Origin of the sequence: Thiomonas sp. SCN 64-16 (assembly GCF_001725585.1) — a bacterium.
Taxonomy (GTDB): Bacteria; Pseudomonadota; Gammaproteobacteria; order Burkholderiales; family Burkholderiaceae_C; genus Thiomonas; species Thiomonas arsenitoxydans.
Genome location: NZ_MEGQ01000010.1, coordinates 55,066 through 72,648 on the forward strand (window position 1 = coordinate 55,066; position 17,583 = coordinate 72,648).

A 17,583-nucleotide genomic window follows, 5' to 3' on the forward strand; every position below is an offset into this window, starting at 1 on the left:
ACAAATCGTGAATTTACCTTAATTCGAGCCACCGCTTATATTCGGCCTAAGCGATAAAGATTAGGAATGAATTTTGTCATTCACCTTTTCGCCATGGTCATGGGTCGCACCGTTTGTGAACGGGCTCCGAAGTTCTACTTCAGGAGCTTTTGCCGCAGCCAATGAAGTCTGTTCATGCGAGTCTCCGTTTTGGGGCTGCGGGCTTTTTGAAGTGACTTGCGCTGATGGGCGTCTTGTTGACGTCTCAGTGATTTCTCAGGGGTTGGTCCGCCGACCGCAGGTTGCTTCAAAAAGTCATCGGGCCTCGAGCCAGCAGATTCACCCGCACGTCTGAAGTGCGGGGCAGGTCTGTTGTCCCTGGCCCATAACCATTGGGAGCTCCACCATGCAGTCAGGTCGCACCACCGTCTCAAAATTCCTCATCGAGCAATTGCACGGCACCGATGATCAGGCCGATCTCGCTGCCTTGCTCGTGGATGTGACCGCCGCGGTCAAGGCCATCTCCGCCATGACCTCCAAGGGGGCGCTCGGCGGCTTCCTCGGTGCGCTCGACACGCAGAACGTGCAGGGCGAAGTGCAGAAAAAACTCGACGTGCTCTCCAACGACGCCATGATCCAGGCGTGCGAGTGGGGTGGTCTGGTCGCCGGCATGGCGTCCGAAGAAATGGACGACCCGTACACCCTGCCGAAGGAATTCGAGCGCGGCCCCTACATGCTCATTTTCGATCCGCTCGACGGGTCGAGCAACACCGACGTCAACGTCTCGGTCGGCACCATTTTTTCGGTGCTGCGCCACACCAAGATCGGCGACCCCACCGTGGCCGACTACCTGCGCCCCGGCGTGGAGCAGGTCGCTGCGGGTTACGCCATCTACGGCCCGGCCACCATGCTGGTGCTGACCGTGGGCAAAGGCACGCACGGCTTTACCCTTGACCGCGAAATCGGCAACTTCATCCTCACCCATCCCAATCTGCAGATTCCCGCAGACACCAGCGAATTCGCCATCAACACCAGCAACGAGCGCTTCTGGGAGCCGCCGATTCAGCGCTATGTCGCCGAGTGCAAGGCCGGCAAGACCGGTCCGCGCGGGCGCGACTTCAACACCCGCTGGATCGCCTCGATGGTGGCCGACGTGCACCGCATTCTCATGCGCGGCGGCATTTTCATGTACCCCAAAGACACCAAAGACCCGAGCAAGCCGGGCCGTCTGCGCCTGATGTACGAAGCCAATCCGATCGGCATGATCATCGAGCAGGCGGGCGGTGCGGCTTCCACCGGGCGCGGGCGTATTCTTGAGGTGCAGCCAAGCTCGCTGCATCAGCGCGTGCCGGTGATGCTGGGCTCCAAGAACGAGATCGAGCGTCTGGAGCGCTATCACGCCGAATATGACCGGGGCGAAGACAAAGCCTTTGAGTCGCCGCTGTTCAAAGAGCGTTCGCTGTACCGCGACGAAGCCAGCCGTTGAGCGTTGCGGCCGCAGGGTCGGCTCGTTTCGGCAGCATCGAAGCGTAGGGCCCCGCCGCCATTGCTGCGCTTTGCGCCGGATCAAACCTAGCAGCGACCCGCATCAAGACGGGCGCTGCATGCATTGATTTCCTTGTCTTGAAAAGAGGCTCGCACCATGTCTGTCAAACATCCCATCATTGCCATCACCGGGTCGTCGGGCGCCGGCACCACCACGGTGATGCGCAGCTTTCAGCACATCTTCCGCCGCGAACAGCTCACCGCGCAAATCGTCGAGGGAGATTCCTTCCATAAGTTCAACCGCATGGAAATGCGCGAGGAGATGAAAAAGCAGGAAGCCGCGGGCAACCGTCACTTCAGCCATTTCGGCCCCGACGCTAACCTGCTGGGCGAACTGGAAACCGTGTTCAAGACCTACGGCGAGACCGGCGGCGGCAAGGTGCGCAAGTACATCCACGATGCGGGCGAGGCGGCCGAATTCGGCGTCGAGCCGGGCAACTTCACCGAGTGGAAGGACATCAAGCCGGGTTCCGATCTGATGTTCTACGAAGGTCTGCACGGCGGTTACGCCGCTGGCGAGATCAACGTGGCCAAGCAGGTGGACCTGCTGGTGGGCGTGGTGCCCATCATCAACCTGGAGTGGATTCAAAAGCTGCACCGCGACCAGATCCAGCGCGGCTACTCGCAAGAGGCGGTGATGGACACCATCCTGCGCCGCATGCCCGACTATGTGCATCACATCGCGCCGCAGTTCTCGCGCACCCATGTCAACTTCCAGCGCGTGCCCACGGTCGATACCTCCAACCCCTTCATCGCCAAAGACATTCCCACGCTCGACGAGAGCATGGTGGTCATCCGCTTCGCGAACCCCAAGGGCATCGATTTTCCCTACCTGCTGTCCATGCTCCACGACTCGTGGATGAGCCGCCCCAACACCCTGGTCGTGCCCGGCGGCAAGATGGGCATTGCCATGCAGCTCATCTTCACGCCGATGATTCTGCGTCTGATGGACCTCAAGCGTCGCGCAGGTTAACCGCGTTGTCCAAACCCGGAAGAATTTCAACATGACTACCGTTCAAATCGACACCCAACAACGCCGCCGTCTGGCCAACGCCATCCGCTTTCTCGCCATCGACGGCGTGCAGGCCGCCAACTCCGGCCACCCCGGCGCCCCCATGGGCATGGCCGACATCGCCGAAGTGCTGTGGCGCAATCACCTGCACCACAACCCGGCCAATCCGCACTGGGCCAACCGTGACCGCTTCGTGCTGTCCAATGGCCACGGCTCGATGCTGATCTACGCCCTGCTGCATCTCACCGGCTACGACCTGCCGATCGAGGAGCTCAAGCGCTTCCGCCAACTGCACAGCAAAACGCCGGGCCACCCCGAAGTGGGCTACACGCCGGGCGTGGAAACCACCACCGGCCCGCTGGGTCAGGGCATCGCCAACGGCGTGGGCATGGCGCTGGCCGAAAAAGTGCTGGCCGCGCAGTTCAACCAGCCCGGCCATGCCATCGTCGATCACCACACCTATGTGTTCCTCGGCGACGGCTGCCTGATGGAGGGCATCAGCCACGAGGTCTGCTCGCTGGCCGGCACCCTCAAGCTCAACAAGCTCATCGCCTACTACGACGACAACGGCATTTCCATCGACGGTCATGTCGAGCACTGGTTCTCCGACAACACCGCGCAGCGCTTCCAGGCCTATGGCTGGAACGTCATCGGCCCCATCGACGGCCATGACGCCGTTGCCGTCGAGAAGGCCACCGCCGAGGCCAAGACCAGCGACAAGCCCACCCTCGTCATTTGCCGCACCACCATCGGCTGGGGCTCGCCCAACAAGGCCGGCACGCACGATGTGCACGGCGCCGCGCTCGGCCAGGCCGAGGCCGACGCCACCCGCAAGGCCCTGGGCTGGGACTACGGCCCGTTTGAAATTCCCGCCGACATTTACCAGGCCTGGGACGCCAAATTCCACGGCGCCAAGCTCGAAGCCGACTGGAACGAGCGCTTCGCCGCCTATGAAAAGGCCCATCCCGCACTGGCCGCCGAATTCAAGCGCCGCATGGCCGGCGATCTGCCCGCCGATTGGGGCCAGACCGTGCAGACCCTGTACGCCAAGGCGCGCGAAGTCACTGCGGCGACCGCCACCCGCAAGTCCTCGCAGATCGCGCTTGAAACCCTGGTGCCCGCGCTGCCCGGTCTGTTCGGCGGTTCGGCCGACCTGACCGGCTCCAACCTCACCGCGGTCAAGGCCTCGCATTCCTTCGAGAAGGCCGCGCCCGGCACGGCTTTCAACTATCTGTCGTATGGCGTGCGCGAATTCGGCATGGTGGCCATGATGAACGGCATGGCGCTGCATGGCGGCTTCCTGCCCTACGGCGGCACCTTCCTGATGTTCTCCGACTACTCGCGCAACGGCGTGCGCATGAGCGCGCTGATGAAGCAGCGGGTCATCCACGTCTTCTCGCACGACTCCATCGGTCTGGGCGAGGACGGCCCGACGCACCAGCCGATCGAGCAGCCGTCCAGCCTGCGCCTCATCCCCAATCTGGATGTGTGGCGCCCGGCCGACGTGCTCGAAACCGCGGTGGCCTGGAAGCACGCCATCGAGCGCAAGCATGGCCCCAGCGCCCTGCTGCTGTCGCGGCAGAATCTCGTCTCCACCCCGCACCCGGAAGACGCCGAGCGCACCATTTCGCGCGGCGGCTATGTGCTGTCCGAAGCCCAGGGCGGCAAGCCGCAGATCGTGCTGATCGCCACCGGCTCCGAAGTGGAAATTGCGCTCAAGGCGCAAGGCATGCTGGCCGAACAGGGCGTCGCCGCGCGCGTGGTCTCCATGCCCTGCACCAACGCCTTCGACCGCCAGGATGCCGCCTACCGCAACGAGGTGCTGCCCGCAGGCTTGCCGCGCGTGGCCATCGAGGCGGGTCACCCGGACTTCTGGCACAAGTATGTCGGCCTGAACGGCGGCATCGTCGGTATCGCCACCTTTGGCGAATCCGCCCCCGCGCCGCAGCTCTATCAGCACTTCAAGGTGACCGCAGAGCATGCGGTCGCCGTGGCGAAGTCTGTGCTGCAAGCCGCTTGAGTCTGACCCGACACGCAACAGGATGACGCAAGCCATGTTCGATTTGGTGATGTTCGACCTCGACGGTACGCTGGTGGAAACCGCGCCCGAAATCGCCGACGCGGTCAACGACCTGCTGCGCGATCAGCAACTGCCCGAAGTCTCCGAGCATCTGATCCGCGCCTGGATCGGACATGGCACGCGCGAACTCATGCTGCACGCCTATGCGCACGCCACCGGCCTCGAAGAAGAGACGGTGCGGCGCACCGGCACGCTCGACATCCTGATGCCGCGCTTTGCCGAGTTCTATGCCGTGCGTACCGGGCAGCGCAGCCGCCTCTATCCCGATGTGCTCAGTACGCTCAAGGCCTTGCGCGCGGCGCAGGTACGCATCGCGCTGGTCACCAACAAAGAACAGCGCTTCGCCACCACGGTGCTCATGGTGCATGGCATCCGTCACTACTTCGACATGGTGGTGGCCGGCGATACGCTCGAAGCCAAGAAGCCCGATCCGCTGCCGGTGCGCTACTGCCTCGACGCCTTCAAGCTGCGGGCAAACCGCGCGCTGTTCGTCGGCGATTCCGAGATCGATGTCGCTACCGCGCGTGCCGCCGGCGTGGCGGTCTGGGCGGTGCCCTACGGCTACAACCACGGCAAGTCGATCGCCCTGGCCGAGCCCGATCGCATCATTCCCACCGTGGCCGCAGTCGCCGAGGCCGTGCGGGCGTCGGCCTTGCACGCTTCCGATTGAGGGCGCGCTCAAAACGCCGCCTGCACACGCCACCCCCCACTTTTTCTCAACCTTCATTCAGGAGATCTCATATGACCATTCGCATCGCCATCAATGGATTCGGCCGCATCGGCCGCATGGTGTTCCGCGCCGTGGCGCAGGAAGCCGAGTTCAAAGACTTGGAGATCGTCGCCATCAACGACCTGCTCGAGCCGGACTACCTGGCTTACATGCTGCAGTACGACTCGGTGCATGGCCGCTTCAACGGCACGGTGGGCGTGGAAGGCAACAACCTGGTGGTCAACGGCAAGAAAATCCGCCTCACCGCCGAGCGCGATCCCGCCAACCTGAAGTGGAACGAAGTAAATGCCGACGTGGTGGTCGAAGCCACCGGCTTCTTCCTCACCCTCGATACCTGCCAGAAGCACATCGACGCTGGCGCCAAGAAAGTGGTGCAATCCGCCCCCTCCAAGGACGACACGCCGATGTTCGTCTATGGCGTGAACCACGCCAAGTACGCTGGCGAGAAAATCGTCTCCGCCGCCTCCTGCACCACCAACTGCCTGGCCCCCGTGGCCAAGGTGCTCAATGACAGCTTCGGCATCAAGCGCGGCCTGATGAGCACGGTGCACGCCGCTACCGCCACGCAAAAGACCGTGGACGGCCCGTCGAGCAAAGACTGGCGCGGCGGCCGGGGCATCCTGGACAACATCATCCCGTCGAGCACCGGCGCGGCCAAGGCGGTGGGCAAGGTCATTCCCGAGCTAAACAAAAAGCTCACCGGCATGGCCTTCCGCGTGCCCACGCCCGATGTCTCTGTGGTCGACCTGACCGTCGAGCTGAACAAGGAAGCCAGCTACGCCGACATCTGCGCGGCGATGAAGGCCGCTTCCGAAGGCCCGCTCAAGGGCGTGCTCGGCTATACCGAAGACAAGGTGGTCTCCACCGACTATCGCGGCTGCTCCATGCCGTCGATCTTCGACGCCGAGGCCGGTATCGCCCTCGATTCCACCTTTGTCAAGGTCGTGTCCTGGTACGACAACGAGTACGGCTACACCTGCAACATGATGCGCTTCGTCAAGCACGTCGCCAGCAACTGATGCCGCCAGCCCCGCTGCCTTGACGACTCATCAAAACACCCGTCAGCGGGGTGCAAACGAGGAGAGACTGATGCAAATCCTGACCTTTGAAGAAGTGTGCAAGCGCGGCTTCGCCCAGGACAAGCGCGTATTCATTCGCGCCGATCTGAACGTGCCGTTCAACGACAAGGGCGAGATCACCGAAGACACCCGGGTGCGCGCTTCCGTGCCCGCAGTGAAAATGGCGCTCGACGCCGGTGCCGGGGTGATGATCACCTCGCACCTGGGCCGCCCGACCGAAGGTGAGTTCAAGCCCGAGGATTCGCTGGCCCCCGTGGCCAAGCGCCTGAGCGAGCTGCTCGGCCTGCCGGTCAAGCTGCAGGCCAACTGGGTGGACGGCGGCTTTGACGTGCGTCCTGGCGAAGTGGTCATGCTCGAAAACGCTCGCGTCAACAAGGGCGAGAAAAAGAACGACGACGCGCTGTCGCAAAAAATCGCCAAGCTCTGCGACATCTATGTGAACGACGCTTTCGGCACCGCCCACCGCGCTGAGGCGACCACCTATGGCATCGCCAAGTACGCGCCCATCGCTTGCGCGGGCCCCCTGCTGGCGGCCGAGATCGACGCCATCAGCCGCGCGCTGGAAAAACCTGCGCGCCCGCTGGTGGCCATCGTCGCAGGCTCCAAGGTCTCCACCAAGCTCACCATCCTGCAAGCCCTGGCCGACAAGGTCGATGGTCTGATCGTGGGCGGCGGCATCGCCAACACCTTCATGCTGGCCGAAGGTCTGCCCATCGGCAAAAGCCTGGCCGAGCCCGATCTGGTGGATGAGGCGAAGAAGGTCATCACCAAAATGAAGGAACGCGGCGCCGAAGTGCCCATTCCCGAAGATGTGGTGGTGGCCAAGCAGTTCAGCGCTACCGCCGAGGCCACCGTCAAAGAGGCCAAGGATGTGGCCGCTGACGACCTCATACTCGACATCGGCCCCAAGACTGCGGCCAAGCTGGCGGCCAAGCTCAAGACCGCGGGCACCATCGTCTGGAACGGCCCGGTGGGCGTGTTCGAGTTCGACGCCTTCGCCAACGGCACCAAGGTGCTGGCCGAGGCCATCGCCAGCAGCCCTGCCTTCTCCATCGCGGGCGGCGGCGATACCCTGGCGGCGATTGCCAAATATGGCATCACCGACCGCATCGGTTACATCTCCACCGGCGGCGGCGCCTTCCTGGAAGTGCTCGAAGGCAAACAGTTGCCCGCTTTCGAGATCCTGCAGCAGCGCGCCAAGCAGCCTTTGTCTTGAAGCCCATGCTTTGATCGTTTTGAACCTGTTCCCTATCTCTTGAGGAGTCCGTCATGGCCCTGATTTCCCTGCGTCAACTGCTCGACCATGCGGCCGAGCATTCCTACGGCGTTCCCGCCTTCAACGTCAACAACCTCGAACAGGTGCGCGCCATCATGGAAGCCGCCGACGAGACCAACTCGCCGGTCATCCTGCAGGCCTCCGCTGGCGCGCGCAAGTACGCTGGCGCGCCCTTTCTGCGCCACCTCATCGAGGCGGCGGTTGAAGAGTGGCCGCACATTCCCGTGGTCATGCACCAGGATCACGGCACCAGCCCCGGCGTCTGCCAGCGCTCCATCCAGCTGGGCTTCAGCTCGGTGATGATGGACGGCTCGTTGGGCACCGACGGCAAGACGCCGACTACCTACGAGTACAACGTCGATGTCACCCGTCGCGTGGTGGAAATGTCGCACGCCTGCGGCGTGTCGGTCGAAGGCGAACTCGGTTGCCTGGGCTCGCTCGAAACCGGCACCGCCGGTGAAGAAGACGGCATCGGCGCCGAAGGCACGCTTGACCACAGCCAGCTGCTGACCGACCCGGAAGAGGCCGCTGACTTCGTGAAAAAGACCCAGGTCGACGCCCTGGCCATTGCCATCGGCACCAGCCACGGCGCGTACAAGTTCACCCGTCCGCCCACCGGTGACATCCTCGCCATCGGCCGCATCAAGGAAATTCACGCCCGCATTCCCAACACCCACCTGGTGATGCACGGCTCTTCCTCGGTACCGCAAGAGTGGCTCAAAATCATCAACTCCTACGGCGGCGACATGGGCGAGACCTATGGCGTGCCGGTGGAAGAGATCGTCGAAGGCATCAAGCACGGTGTGCGCAAGGTCAACATCGACACCGATCTGCGCATGGCCTCCACGGGCGCCACCCGCAAGTTCCTCGCCGAACACCCGAAAGAGTTCGATCCGCGCAAATTCCTCATCGCTTCGACCAAGGCCATGAAAGAGATTTGCAAGGCGCGTTACGAAGCCTTCGGCACCGCGGGCAATGCGTCCAAGATCAAGCCCATCACGCTCGATGCCATGGTGGCGCTGTACGAAAAGGGCGCGCTCGATCCCAAGATCAACTGATGCCTAGGGCAGTTTCTGTCCGAGTTTGATGGGATCGACAACCCCGGCCTCAGCCGGGGTTGTCGTCTGTGCATTGCATTCCCCGACAACCAAGCAAAGGAGTTTTGTCATGGCCGCAACCGCCGATCCCTTGCAGCGCGGATTTCCCGCGCCCGACTTCCATCTGCCCGGCATCGATGGCCGCAACTACACCTTGGCCGAACTGCGTGGCCCCAAGGGGCTGCTGGTGATGTTCATCTGCAATCACTGCCCCTACGTGCAGGCCGTGGCCGACCGCATGGTGCGCGATGCCCGGGAGCTGCGCGCCCTGGGCGTGCATGCGGTGGCCATCAACAGCAACGACGTGAGCGCCTATCCCGAAGACTCCTTCGACAACATGAAGCTGTTCGCCGCGCAGCACGGCTTCGGTTTTCCCTATCTGTATGACGAAACGCAGGCCGTGGCCAAGGCCTACGGCGCAGTCTGCACGCCCGATTTTTTCGGCTTCAACGCCGATTTGAAGCTGCAGTATCGCGGCCAGCTCGACGCCTCGCGCAAGCAGGCCGCCCCCGCCGACGCCCGCCGCGATTTGTTCGAGGCCATGAAGCAGATCGCCGAAACCGGCATCGGCCCCGCGGAGCAATATCCCAGCATCGGCTGCTCCATCAAATGGAAAGGTGAGGCATGAATTCAACGCCCTTGCGCGCACTGATTTTCGACGTCGATGGCACCTTGGCCGAAACCGAGCGCGACGGTCACCGCATTGCTTTCAACCAGGCCTTCGCCGATGCCGGGCTGGATTGGCATTGGGACGTGCCGACCTACGGCCGCCTGCTCGCCATTACCGGCGGCAAAGAGCGCATGCTGGCTTATTGGCAGGAGATCGATCCGCAAGCCGCGGCTGCGCCCGAAGCGGCGGGGCTGATCGCCGAGCTCCACCGCCGCAAGACCGCGCACTATGTGCGACTGGTGGCGGAGGGCGGCATCGCCCTGCGTCCGGGCGTGCGTCGGCTGCTGGAGCAGGCGCGCAGCGCCGGGCTGCGTCTGGCCATCGCCACCACCACTACGCCCGACAATGTCGAAGCGCTGATTCACGCCACCCTGGGCGCAGGCGGCATGGACTGGTTCGAAGTGGTGGGCGCGGGTGACGCCGTGCCGCGCAAAAAACCCGATCCCGGCATCTACACCTGGGTGCTCGAACGCATGGCGCTGGTGCCGGAGCAATGCCTGGCGTTCGAAGACTCGACCAACGGCCTGCGCGCGGCGCACGGCGCCGGGCTGCGCACCGTGGTCACCACCGGCGCTTACACCCATCACGAAAACTTCGACGGCGCGCTGGCCTGGCTCGACGGTCTGGGCGAGGCGGGCGCTCCCGCTACGGGGCGCATCGGCAGCCAGCCTTGGTCCGGTGTGGTCGGGTTGAACGAGCTGCGGCAGTGGGTTGACTGAATCTGGGTTGAACCCAGATTGCCCATCAGTCTGTCCTTCGCTTCTATGCAGGCGCTGGCGGGCGCGAAGCGCTGCGCCAAACCCTCCCCACCCCAGCCCTCCCCACAAGTGGAGAGGGCGTCTTTTTGCACCTCCTCCACTTGTGGGGGAGGTCGGGAGGGGCATCCGGAGCGCCGCGTAGCGCTGTTCTCACCTCCTCCACTCGTGGGGGAGGCCGGGAGGGGGACGCACGGCCTGCCGCGCCATCATCCCGTGATCTGGTGAAATTCCGGCCCGGCAACAACGCCGTTGTTCAGCCGACCACGCTGAGCGACATCGGCGGCAACAAAATGCCTTGCGCATCCTGCGTGCCCAAGGCGCGGCGCAGATGCTCGACCTTGGGTGGCTGCGCTGCCGCCCCCGGTGCGGTGTATTGATCCAGCCGCGCGGTCTTGCTCACCCAGGTTCCCAGATTGACCCGCACCGCCTGTGCGCTGCGGTTGACGATCAGCACCCGCCCGCCCTCGGGGCCGATGAAGCTGGCGCCGGTGACCTGCTCAGGCGCACCGGGAAAGTCGAGCTTGACCAGATTGCTGGCCTGTTCCGCGGCCCGGCTCCACGCGGCGGCGAGCGGGCTGGGCGCGGGGCACAACAGGGCCATCGGCAAGACCGCCTGCTTCTCCGGCACCGTCACCTGATTGAGGTTGACCAGCAAGGCGGCAGAGGCGTCGAGCTGCGCGCGCCAGGCGGGTGCAGCGATCTTCACGCCGTGGCAGTTGACCTGCAGCGCGGGCAGCAGTTGCGCGGGCAGCACGCGCATTACATCATCCGGGCCTGCGGTGAAGCTGGGCGCGTTGTCGGTTACGGGCGCGGGCGCGGCCTGCGCGAAGGCAGCGGGCAGCAGCGCGGCAGCCGACAGGCTGAGTGCGGCCAGGGTGTGGCTCAGTCGGCCAGAGTAGGGGGAGCGAGGCGGAAAAAAGGGCATGACGTTTCGGTGAGAGAGGCTGCAAAAAAGGCCGCGAATAAGACAGCGAAGAAGACAGCGAAGAAGGCGGCGAAGCGTGTCGGACTTTGCTCAGAGCCGGGCAAGGCCGCAGAGTTCACAAGCCCGCAACTCGCGGTCTTGAGGAATGCACTCAAAGCGCCGGGTGCAGCACCAGCCTGCGGCCCTGCCGAGCGCTCGGCGGCGTGGGCCAGAGGGCGTCGAGCATGGACAGGGCGAGCACTTGCAGCGCCTCCCACGGTGCGCGCGGCAGGGAGTCAGGGCGCAGGCCCTTGACCGCCAGATCGCACTGCGCCGCGAGTTGCAGCAGCCGCTCCAGATCGGGTGTGCGCAGGCGCGGCAAGGCGCGTTCCAGCAGCTTTTCCTTCACGCCCCAGATGCGATTGGCGCGCAGTAGCGCGGGCAGCGCCTGCCCCGCGTCCAGCCCCTGACGGATGCGCAGCCAGGCGCGGATGTCGTCGGCCAGCGTCCAGTGCACCAGCACCGGGGCCACGCCTTCGGCCTGCAGGCCGTCGAGCATGCGGCGCAGCCGGGCGACATCGCCGCCCAGCACCGCTTCTCCGAGCTTGAACACGCTGTAGCGCGCCACGTTCAGCACCGCCTGCTCCACCGTGTCGGGATCGAGCGGGCCGGGCGGGCACAGCAGCGCGAGCTTTTCGATCTCCTGATGGGCGGCCAGCAGATTGCCTTCCACCCGCGCCACCAGAAAATCGGTGAGCGCCCTGCCCGCGTCGCCCGCGGGCAGGGTAAAGCCGTGGCGCTGCAGTCGGGCGGCGATCCACCGCGGCAGTTGCGCAAGCTCCACGCTGTCCACCCGCACCGCCACGCCGCCCTGGCTCAGGGCGCTGAACCAGGCCGACTTCTGGGTGGCCGCATCCAGACGGGGCAGGATGACCACCGCCATCACATCGGCTGAGAGATGGTCGGCCAGCGCTGCCAAGGCTTCGCCGCCGTCGCGTCCGGGTTTGCCGCCCGGGATGCGCAGTTCGATGAGCCGCCGACCGCCGAACAGGCTGATCTCGCGGCTACCTGCGAGCAGGTGGCTCCAGTCGAAGCCGCGTTCCACCGTGTGGCTTTCGCGTTCGTCGAAGCCCTGCTGCCGGGCGCGGGCGCGAATGGCGTCCACCGCCTCGTTCACCAGCAGGGTCTCGTCGCCATACACCACGTACAGCGCGCCGAGCTTGCTGGCGAGATGGGCGTCGAGCTGGTCGGCCGCGAGCTGCATCAATTCACCTTTACCGCGGCGAGCTGGAACATCAGACGGTTGATCAGTTCCTGGCGCATGCCGCGATAGAGCAGATCGGACTCGTTGGCCTTGGCCAGCGTGGCGCTGGAGTTGTAGCTCAGATTGCTGGTCTGGCTCAGGTCGGTCGGGGCGATCAGCACCTTGCCCTGCGGCGTGGTGAGCTCAAAGCGCACGGTGTAGCGCAACAGATATTGCGCCACCGTGCCATCGGCGTTGTAGGCCTGTGCGGTCTGCGTCTGCGATTCGCCCAGCAGGGTGAATACCGCCTGAGCGGACTGGGCGTCTGGCGCGATGCGGGTCGAAGTGGTCGCTGCGATCTGCCGCTTGAGTGCCACGACGAAGGCCGAGGTCTCCGAGCCCGCCACATACAGGGTGTTGAACGACAGATTGGTCGAGCCGCGCAGTTGAAAACCGCAGGCGCTCAAGGCCAGAAGCGGTGCGAAGATGAGGACGCTGCGACGCTTCATTCAGACCACCACATTGACCAGCCGACCCGGCACCACGATGACCTTCTTCGCGGCCTTGCCTTCGCTGAATTTGGCGAAGTCGGCGCTGGAGAGCGCGGCGGCTTCGATCGTGGCCTTGTCGGCACTGGCCGCGACTTGAATGGCACCACGCAACTTGCCGTTGACCTGCAGCATGAGCTCGATGGTGTCCTGCACCAGCGCGGCTTCGTCCACTTGCGGCCAGGGCGCGTCGAGCAGATCGCCGAACTCGGCGCCGTAGCCGAGTTCCTGCCACAAGGCGTGGGCGATGTGCGGCGTGGCGGGGTAGAGCACGCGCAGCAGAATGCCGAAGCCTTCGCGCAGCGCAACGGCCATGCCGTCGGCTGCGGCGTCCGCGCCTTCCAGCGCGTTGAGCAGTTTCATTGCTCCCGACACCACGGTGTTGTATTGCATGCGGCCGTAGTCGAAATTCACCTGCTGCAAGGTCTGGTGCACTTCGCGGCGCAGCTTGCGTGCGGCGTCACCCGCCTCGGCTGCGGGCGCGGCCAGGGTGCTGAGCTTCAGCCCGAAGGCCCACACTCGCCTGAGGAAGCGGTGCGCGCCTTCCACCGCGGCGTCGTTCCACTCCAGCGTGGCTTCGGGTGGGGCGGCGAACATGGTGAACAGGCGGGCGGTGTCGGCGCCGTAGCGGTCGATCAGGTCTTGCGGATCGACGCCGTTGTTCTTGCTCTTGCTCATGGTGCCCACGCCGCCGTAGTCCACCGCCGAGCCGTCGGCCTTGAGCTTGGCGCCAATGATCTTGCCCTGCGCGTCGAACACGTTCTCCACCTCGTGCGGCCAAAAGTATTCGATGCCGCCCTGCGGGGTTTTGCGCGAGTAGATGTGGTTGAGCACCATGCCCTGCGTGAGCAGACGGGTGAAGGGTTCGTCGGCCTTGATCAGCCCGAGGTCGCGCATCACCTTGGTCCAGAAGCGCGCATACAGCAGGTGAAGGATGGCGTGCTCGATGCCGCCGATGTACTGGTCCATCGGCATCCAGTAGTCGGTGCGGCCGTCCACCATGGCGTCGTGATTGTCGGCGCAGGTGTAGCGCATGAAGTACCAACTCGAATCGACGAAGGTGTCCATGGTGTCGGTTTCGCGCTTGGCCGGTTTGCCGCACTTCGGGCAGGCCACGTCGACAAAGGCGGCGCACTGGTGCAGCGGGTTGCCGCTGCCGTCGGGAATCAGGTCTTCGGGCAGGACGACCGGCAGGTCTTTTTCCGGCACCGGCACCGCGCCGCAGTGATCGCAGTGGATGATGGGAATCGGCGTGCCCCAGTAGCGCTGGCGGCTCACGCCCCAGTCGCGCAGCCGCCAGGTGGTGCGCTTCTCGCCTAGGCCTTTGGCGGCGAGCAGTTCGGCGACTTTGTCCACCGCGTCTTTGTAGGGCAGGCCGTCGAGCTCACCCGAGTTGACACACACCGCGCGCTGTTTGTCGCCATACCAATCGGCCCAGGCGTCCGTGCTGAAGGTCTCGCCCTCCACCGCGACGACTTGCTGAATGGGCAGGCCGTACTTTTTGGCGAAGGCAAAGTCGCGCTCGTCGTGCGCGGGCACGCCCATCACCGCGCCGTCGCCATAGCTCATCAGCACATAGTTGCCGACCCACACCGGCACTTGCGCGCCGGTCAGCGGGTGGGTGACGAACAGCCCGGTGGGCATGCCCTCTTTTTCTTTCAGGGCGAGTTCGGCTTCGGTGGTGCCGCCTTGCTGGCAGCGCTCGATGAAGGCGGCGAGTTCGGCGTTGCCCGCCGCGGCATGCGCGGCCAGCGGGTGCTCGGGCGCCACGGCGCAGAAGGTCACGCCCATGATGGTGTCCGCCCGGGTGGTGAACACATACAGGCGGCCGCCCTGAATCAGCGCGCCCGAGTCGTCGGCAATGGTGTGCGGGAAGGCGAAACGCACCCCGGCGCTCTTGCCGATCCAGTTCTCCTGCATCAGCCGCACCCTCTCGGGCCAGCCGGCGAGATAGTTCTTGTCTTCGGGATCGGCCACGGCGGCCAGCAGTTCTTCGGCGTAGTCGGTGATCTTGAGGTAGTAGCCGGGAATCTCGCGCTTTTCCACCACGGCGCCGCTGCGCCAGCCGCGGCCGTCGATCACCTGCTCGTTGGCCAGCACGGTCTGGTCCACCGGGTCCCAGTTCACCACTTGGGTGCGGCGCTCGGCGATGCCTTTTTCCAGCATCTTGAGGAACAGCCACTGGTTCCACTTGTAGTACTCGGGCGAGCAGGTCGCCACCTCGCGGCTCCAGTCGATCGCCAGACCCATGGCCTGCATCTGCCGCTTCATATAGGCGATGTTGTCATAGGTCCACTTCGCCGGGGGCACCTTGTTTTTCATCGCCGCGTTTTCGGCGGGCAGGCCGAAGGCGTCCCAGCCCATGGGCATGAGCACGTTGTGACCGTTCATCCGCAGATGGCGGGTGAGCATGTCGTTGATGGTGTAGTTGCGCACATGGCCCATGTGCAGCTTGCCCGAGGGGTAGGGCAGCATGGAGCAGGCGTAGAACTTTTCGCCCGGCTTGTCTTCGCGCACGCGGTAGGCGTCGGTGCTTTGCCAGTGGGCTTGCGCGGCGGCTTCCACCGCGCTGGCGTCATACTTCTCGTTCATCGTGAGGCTTGCAGGTTGAGGCCGCGCGGGCGCCCGGACAAGGATGGTTAAGCGGGCTGCGGCGTGAGGCTGCATGTTAGTGGTCGCGCAGCCGCTTGCGCCCGCACGCAAGCCGGTCTCCAATAAGGCCTTGCACCGACAGCCCATCATCATGTCCCAGACTTCTACTGATTCTCCGCTGCCTCGCATTGTCATCGTCGGAGGCGGTGCCGGCGGGCTGGAACTGGCCACCCGGCTGGGCGACACCCTGGGTCGCCGCCGTCAGGCCGACATTACGCTGATCGAACGCGGCCGCAGTCATCTCTGGAAACCGCTGCTGCACCAGGCGGCGGCCGGCACCCTGGGCATCGACGACAACGAGTTGAACTACCTCGCCCAATCCACCTGGCATCACTTCAAGTACCGGCTCGGCGCCATGGACGGGCTCGACCGCGCGCGTCGCGAAGTGCTGGTCGCGCCCACGTTAGATGAGACCGGGCGCGAAATCGTGCCGCGGCGGCGCATCGGCTACGACATTTTGGTGATCGCCGTGGGCAGCCAGAACAACGACTTCGGCACGCCCGGCGCGGCCGAGCATGCGATTGCGCTGGACACGCCCGAAGACTCCCGGCGTTTTCACCGGCGACTGGTGAATGCCTGCATCGCCGCCAACACCCAGGTCGAGCCGCTGCGCCCGGAGCAACTCAAGGTCGTGGCTATCGGCGCCGGGGCGACCGGGGTGGAGCTGGTGGCCGAGCTGCACAACTCCACGCGCGTGCTGGCCGCCTATGGCCTCGACCGCATCGACCCCGAGCGCGACGTGCGCCTGAGCCTGGTCGAGGCCGCGCCCCGCATCCTGCCCGCGTTGCCCGAGCGGCTGTCGGCCGCAGCCGCAGGCGAACTGGCCAAACTCGGCGTGCAGATGCATACCGGCAAGCGCGTGACCGAAGTCACCGCCACCGGCGTGCGCACCGCCGACGGCGACTTTCTGCCCGCCGAACTGGTGGTCTGGGCAGCGGGCGTCAAGGCCCCGGATTTCCTGCGCGACATCGACGGGCTCGAGACCAACCGCATCAACCAACTGGTCGTGCGCCCCACGCTACAGACCAGCCGCGACGACGCCATCTACGCGCTGGGCGACTGTGCCGCCTGCGTCTGGGAAGGCCATGCCGGCAACGTGCCGCCGCGCGCCCAGGCCGCGCACCAGCAGGCCAGCCTCATCGCCCGACAGATCACGCGGCAATTGCAGGGCAAGCCGCTGCTGGCCTTTCACTACCGCGACTTCGGCTCGCTGGTGTCGCTGGGCGAGCACAGCACCGTGGGCAATCTCATGGGTGGTCTATCGAAGGGCAGTATGTTCATCGAAGGCCATTTCGCCCGCTTCATCTATTGGCTGCTCTACCGCATGCACCTGCACGCCCTGCACGGTTTCTGGAAGACCGCCTTCCTCACCCTGGCGCGCATGATCTCTCGCACCACCGAGCCGCGCATCAAGCTGCATTGAGTTGAACCCGCATTGCTCAGCTGGCAACCCTTCGGGCCGGGGGTCTGGGCGGCGCACTGCCACGTTGCAGTCCGCTTGTGGTGCAATACACCACGGCGCGGCCTGCGCCTCGCATTGCCTCCGCCCAGACCCCCGGCGCGGGGGCATTAATAGCGTGAACAGGCCCTAGGCTGAATCACACGATGAGGAGACAACACATGCGACACAAATCGTGGTTTATGGCGATCGCCACGGTAGCCATGGTTTCAACAGCATGGGCAGACAACTGGATGCCCGTGCTCAAGAACACGCCGCTGCAGCGCTTCAGCCAAGCCGACATCAACCAGCTATCGGAAGAAGGTGCGGCATTTTTGAGCAGCGATGCCACACTTCTGGAATGGCGCAACCCCGAGAGCCGCGCGGGCGGCAGTTTCAAGTTGATCGCCTCGAACACGCAAGAAGGGCGGTTGTGCAAGACCTTTCGGGTGACGCTCTACACCCCGCGTGACCCGGCCAAGTCCGCCCGTTTGCGGGCCTGCCGCCAGCCCGCGGGCGAATGGCGCCTGGTTCCTTAGCAGCCCGTTGGCCAAGTGCTCTGGCGTATTTGA

Annotated in this window: 15 protein-coding genes; 11 read left to right on the top strand and 4 right to left on the bottom strand. The window is 64.8% G+C overall.

Annotated elements, in window-relative coordinates:
• The first annotated feature begins 385 nt into the window (after positions 1-385).
• The 9 genes from ABT24_RS04260 to ABT24_RS04300 all read left to right on the top strand — a co-directional run bounded on the left by ABT24_RS04260 (position 386) and on the right by ABT24_RS04300 (position 10,187).
• Positions 386-1,465, top strand: coding sequence for a class 1 fructose-bisphosphatase (locus tag ABT24_RS04260; protein ID WP_013104299.1), 1,080 nt, complete (start codon positions 386-388; stop codon positions 1,463-1,465).
• Between the two features lie 156 nt (positions 1,466-1,621).
• Positions 1,622-2,497 carry a phosphoribulokinase gene (locus ABT24_RS04265; RefSeq protein WP_276729275.1) on the top strand — a complete coding sequence of 292 codons (876 nt, stop codon included), beginning with the start codon at positions 1,622-1,624 and terminating at the stop codon, positions 2,495-2,497.
• 31 nt (positions 2,498-2,528) lie between these two features.
• Entirely contained in the window at positions 2,529-4,556 is a 2,028-nt protein-coding gene (gene tkt / locus ABT24_RS04270) for a transketolase (RefSeq protein WP_276729273.1), read from the top strand.
• Between the two features lie 34 nt (positions 4,557-4,590).
• Positions 4,591-5,286, top strand: coding sequence for a phosphoglycolate phosphatase (gene gph, locus ABT24_RS04275; RefSeq protein WP_141130553.1), 696 nt, complete (start codon positions 4,591-4,593; stop codon positions 5,284-5,286).
• Positions 5,287-5,357: 71 nt separating this feature from the next.
• Complete coding sequence (gene gap, locus ABT24_RS04280) at positions 5,358-6,365, top strand: type I glyceraldehyde-3-phosphate dehydrogenase (protein WP_156053945.1); 1,008 nt, start codon at positions 5,358-5,360, stop codon at positions 6,363-6,365.
• A 70-nt stretch (positions 6,366-6,435) separates the two neighbouring features.
• Positions 6,436-7,641, top strand: coding sequence for a phosphoglycerate kinase (locus tag ABT24_RS04285; RefSeq protein WP_276729270.1), 1,206 nt, complete (start codon positions 6,436-6,438; stop codon positions 7,639-7,641).
• A gap of 53 nt (positions 7,642-7,694) precedes the next feature.
• The gene (gene fba / locus ABT24_RS04290) at positions 7,695-8,759 is read left to right on the top strand and encodes a class II fructose-bisphosphate aldolase (protein ID WP_013104305.1); all 1,065 of its coding nucleotides are present in this window, start codon (positions 7,695-7,697) and stop codon (positions 8,757-8,759) included.
• Between the two features lie 109 nt (positions 8,760-8,868).
• Positions 8,869-9,426 (top strand): thioredoxin family protein, encoded by a 558-nt coding sequence (locus ABT24_RS04295; protein WP_276729266.1) that lies wholly within the window; start codon positions 8,869-8,871, stop codon positions 9,424-9,426.
• On the top strand, positions 9,423-10,187 hold the full coding sequence (locus ABT24_RS04300; RefSeq protein WP_276729263.1) for an HAD family hydrolase: 765 nt from the start codon (positions 9,423-9,425) through the stop codon (positions 10,185-10,187). The genes ABT24_RS04295 and ABT24_RS04300 overlap by 4 nt, the downstream gene beginning before the upstream one ends.
• A gap of 292 nt (positions 10,188-10,479) precedes the next feature.
• Here ABT24_RS04300 and ABT24_RS04305 read toward each other — a convergent pair whose 3' ends face one another.
• From ABT24_RS04305 to leuS, 4 genes are all read right to left on the bottom strand, one after another.
• Complete coding sequence (locus ABT24_RS04305; RefSeq protein ID WP_276729260.1) at positions 10,480-11,151, bottom strand: hypothetical protein; 672 nt, start codon at positions 11,149-11,151, stop codon at positions 10,480-10,482.
• Between the two features lie 151 nt (positions 11,152-11,302).
• On the bottom strand, positions 11,303-12,394 hold the full coding sequence (holA, locus tag ABT24_RS04310; RefSeq protein ID WP_156053949.1) for a DNA polymerase III subunit delta: 1,092 nt from the start codon (positions 12,392-12,394) through the stop codon (positions 11,303-11,305).
• On the bottom strand, positions 12,394-12,882 hold the full coding sequence (locus ABT24_RS04315; protein WP_276729257.1) for an LPS-assembly lipoprotein LptE: 489 nt from the start codon (positions 12,880-12,882) through the stop codon (positions 12,394-12,396). Before ABT24_RS04315 ends, holA begins: the two co-directional genes overlap by 1 nt.
• The gene (gene leuS / locus ABT24_RS04320) at positions 12,883-15,513 is read right to left on the bottom strand and encodes a leucine--tRNA ligase (RefSeq protein WP_276729254.1); all 2,631 of its coding nucleotides are present in this window, start codon (positions 15,511-15,513) and stop codon (positions 12,883-12,885) included.
• 151 nt (positions 15,514-15,664) lie between these two features.
• Here leuS and ABT24_RS04325 point away from each other — a divergent pair, with 151 nt between their 5' ends.
• The gene (locus ABT24_RS04325) at positions 15,665-16,996 is read left to right on the top strand and encodes an NAD(P)/FAD-dependent oxidoreductase (protein WP_276729251.1); all 1,332 of its coding nucleotides are present in this window, start codon (positions 15,665-15,667) and stop codon (positions 16,994-16,996) included.
• A 197-nt stretch (positions 16,997-17,193) separates the two neighbouring features.
• Positions 17,194-17,550 carry an RT0821/Lpp0805 family surface protein gene (locus ABT24_RS04330; protein WP_276729249.1) on the top strand — a complete coding sequence of 119 codons (357 nt, stop codon included), beginning with the start codon at positions 17,194-17,196 and terminating at the stop codon, positions 17,548-17,550.
• Positions 17,551-17,583 lie beyond the last annotated feature (33 nt).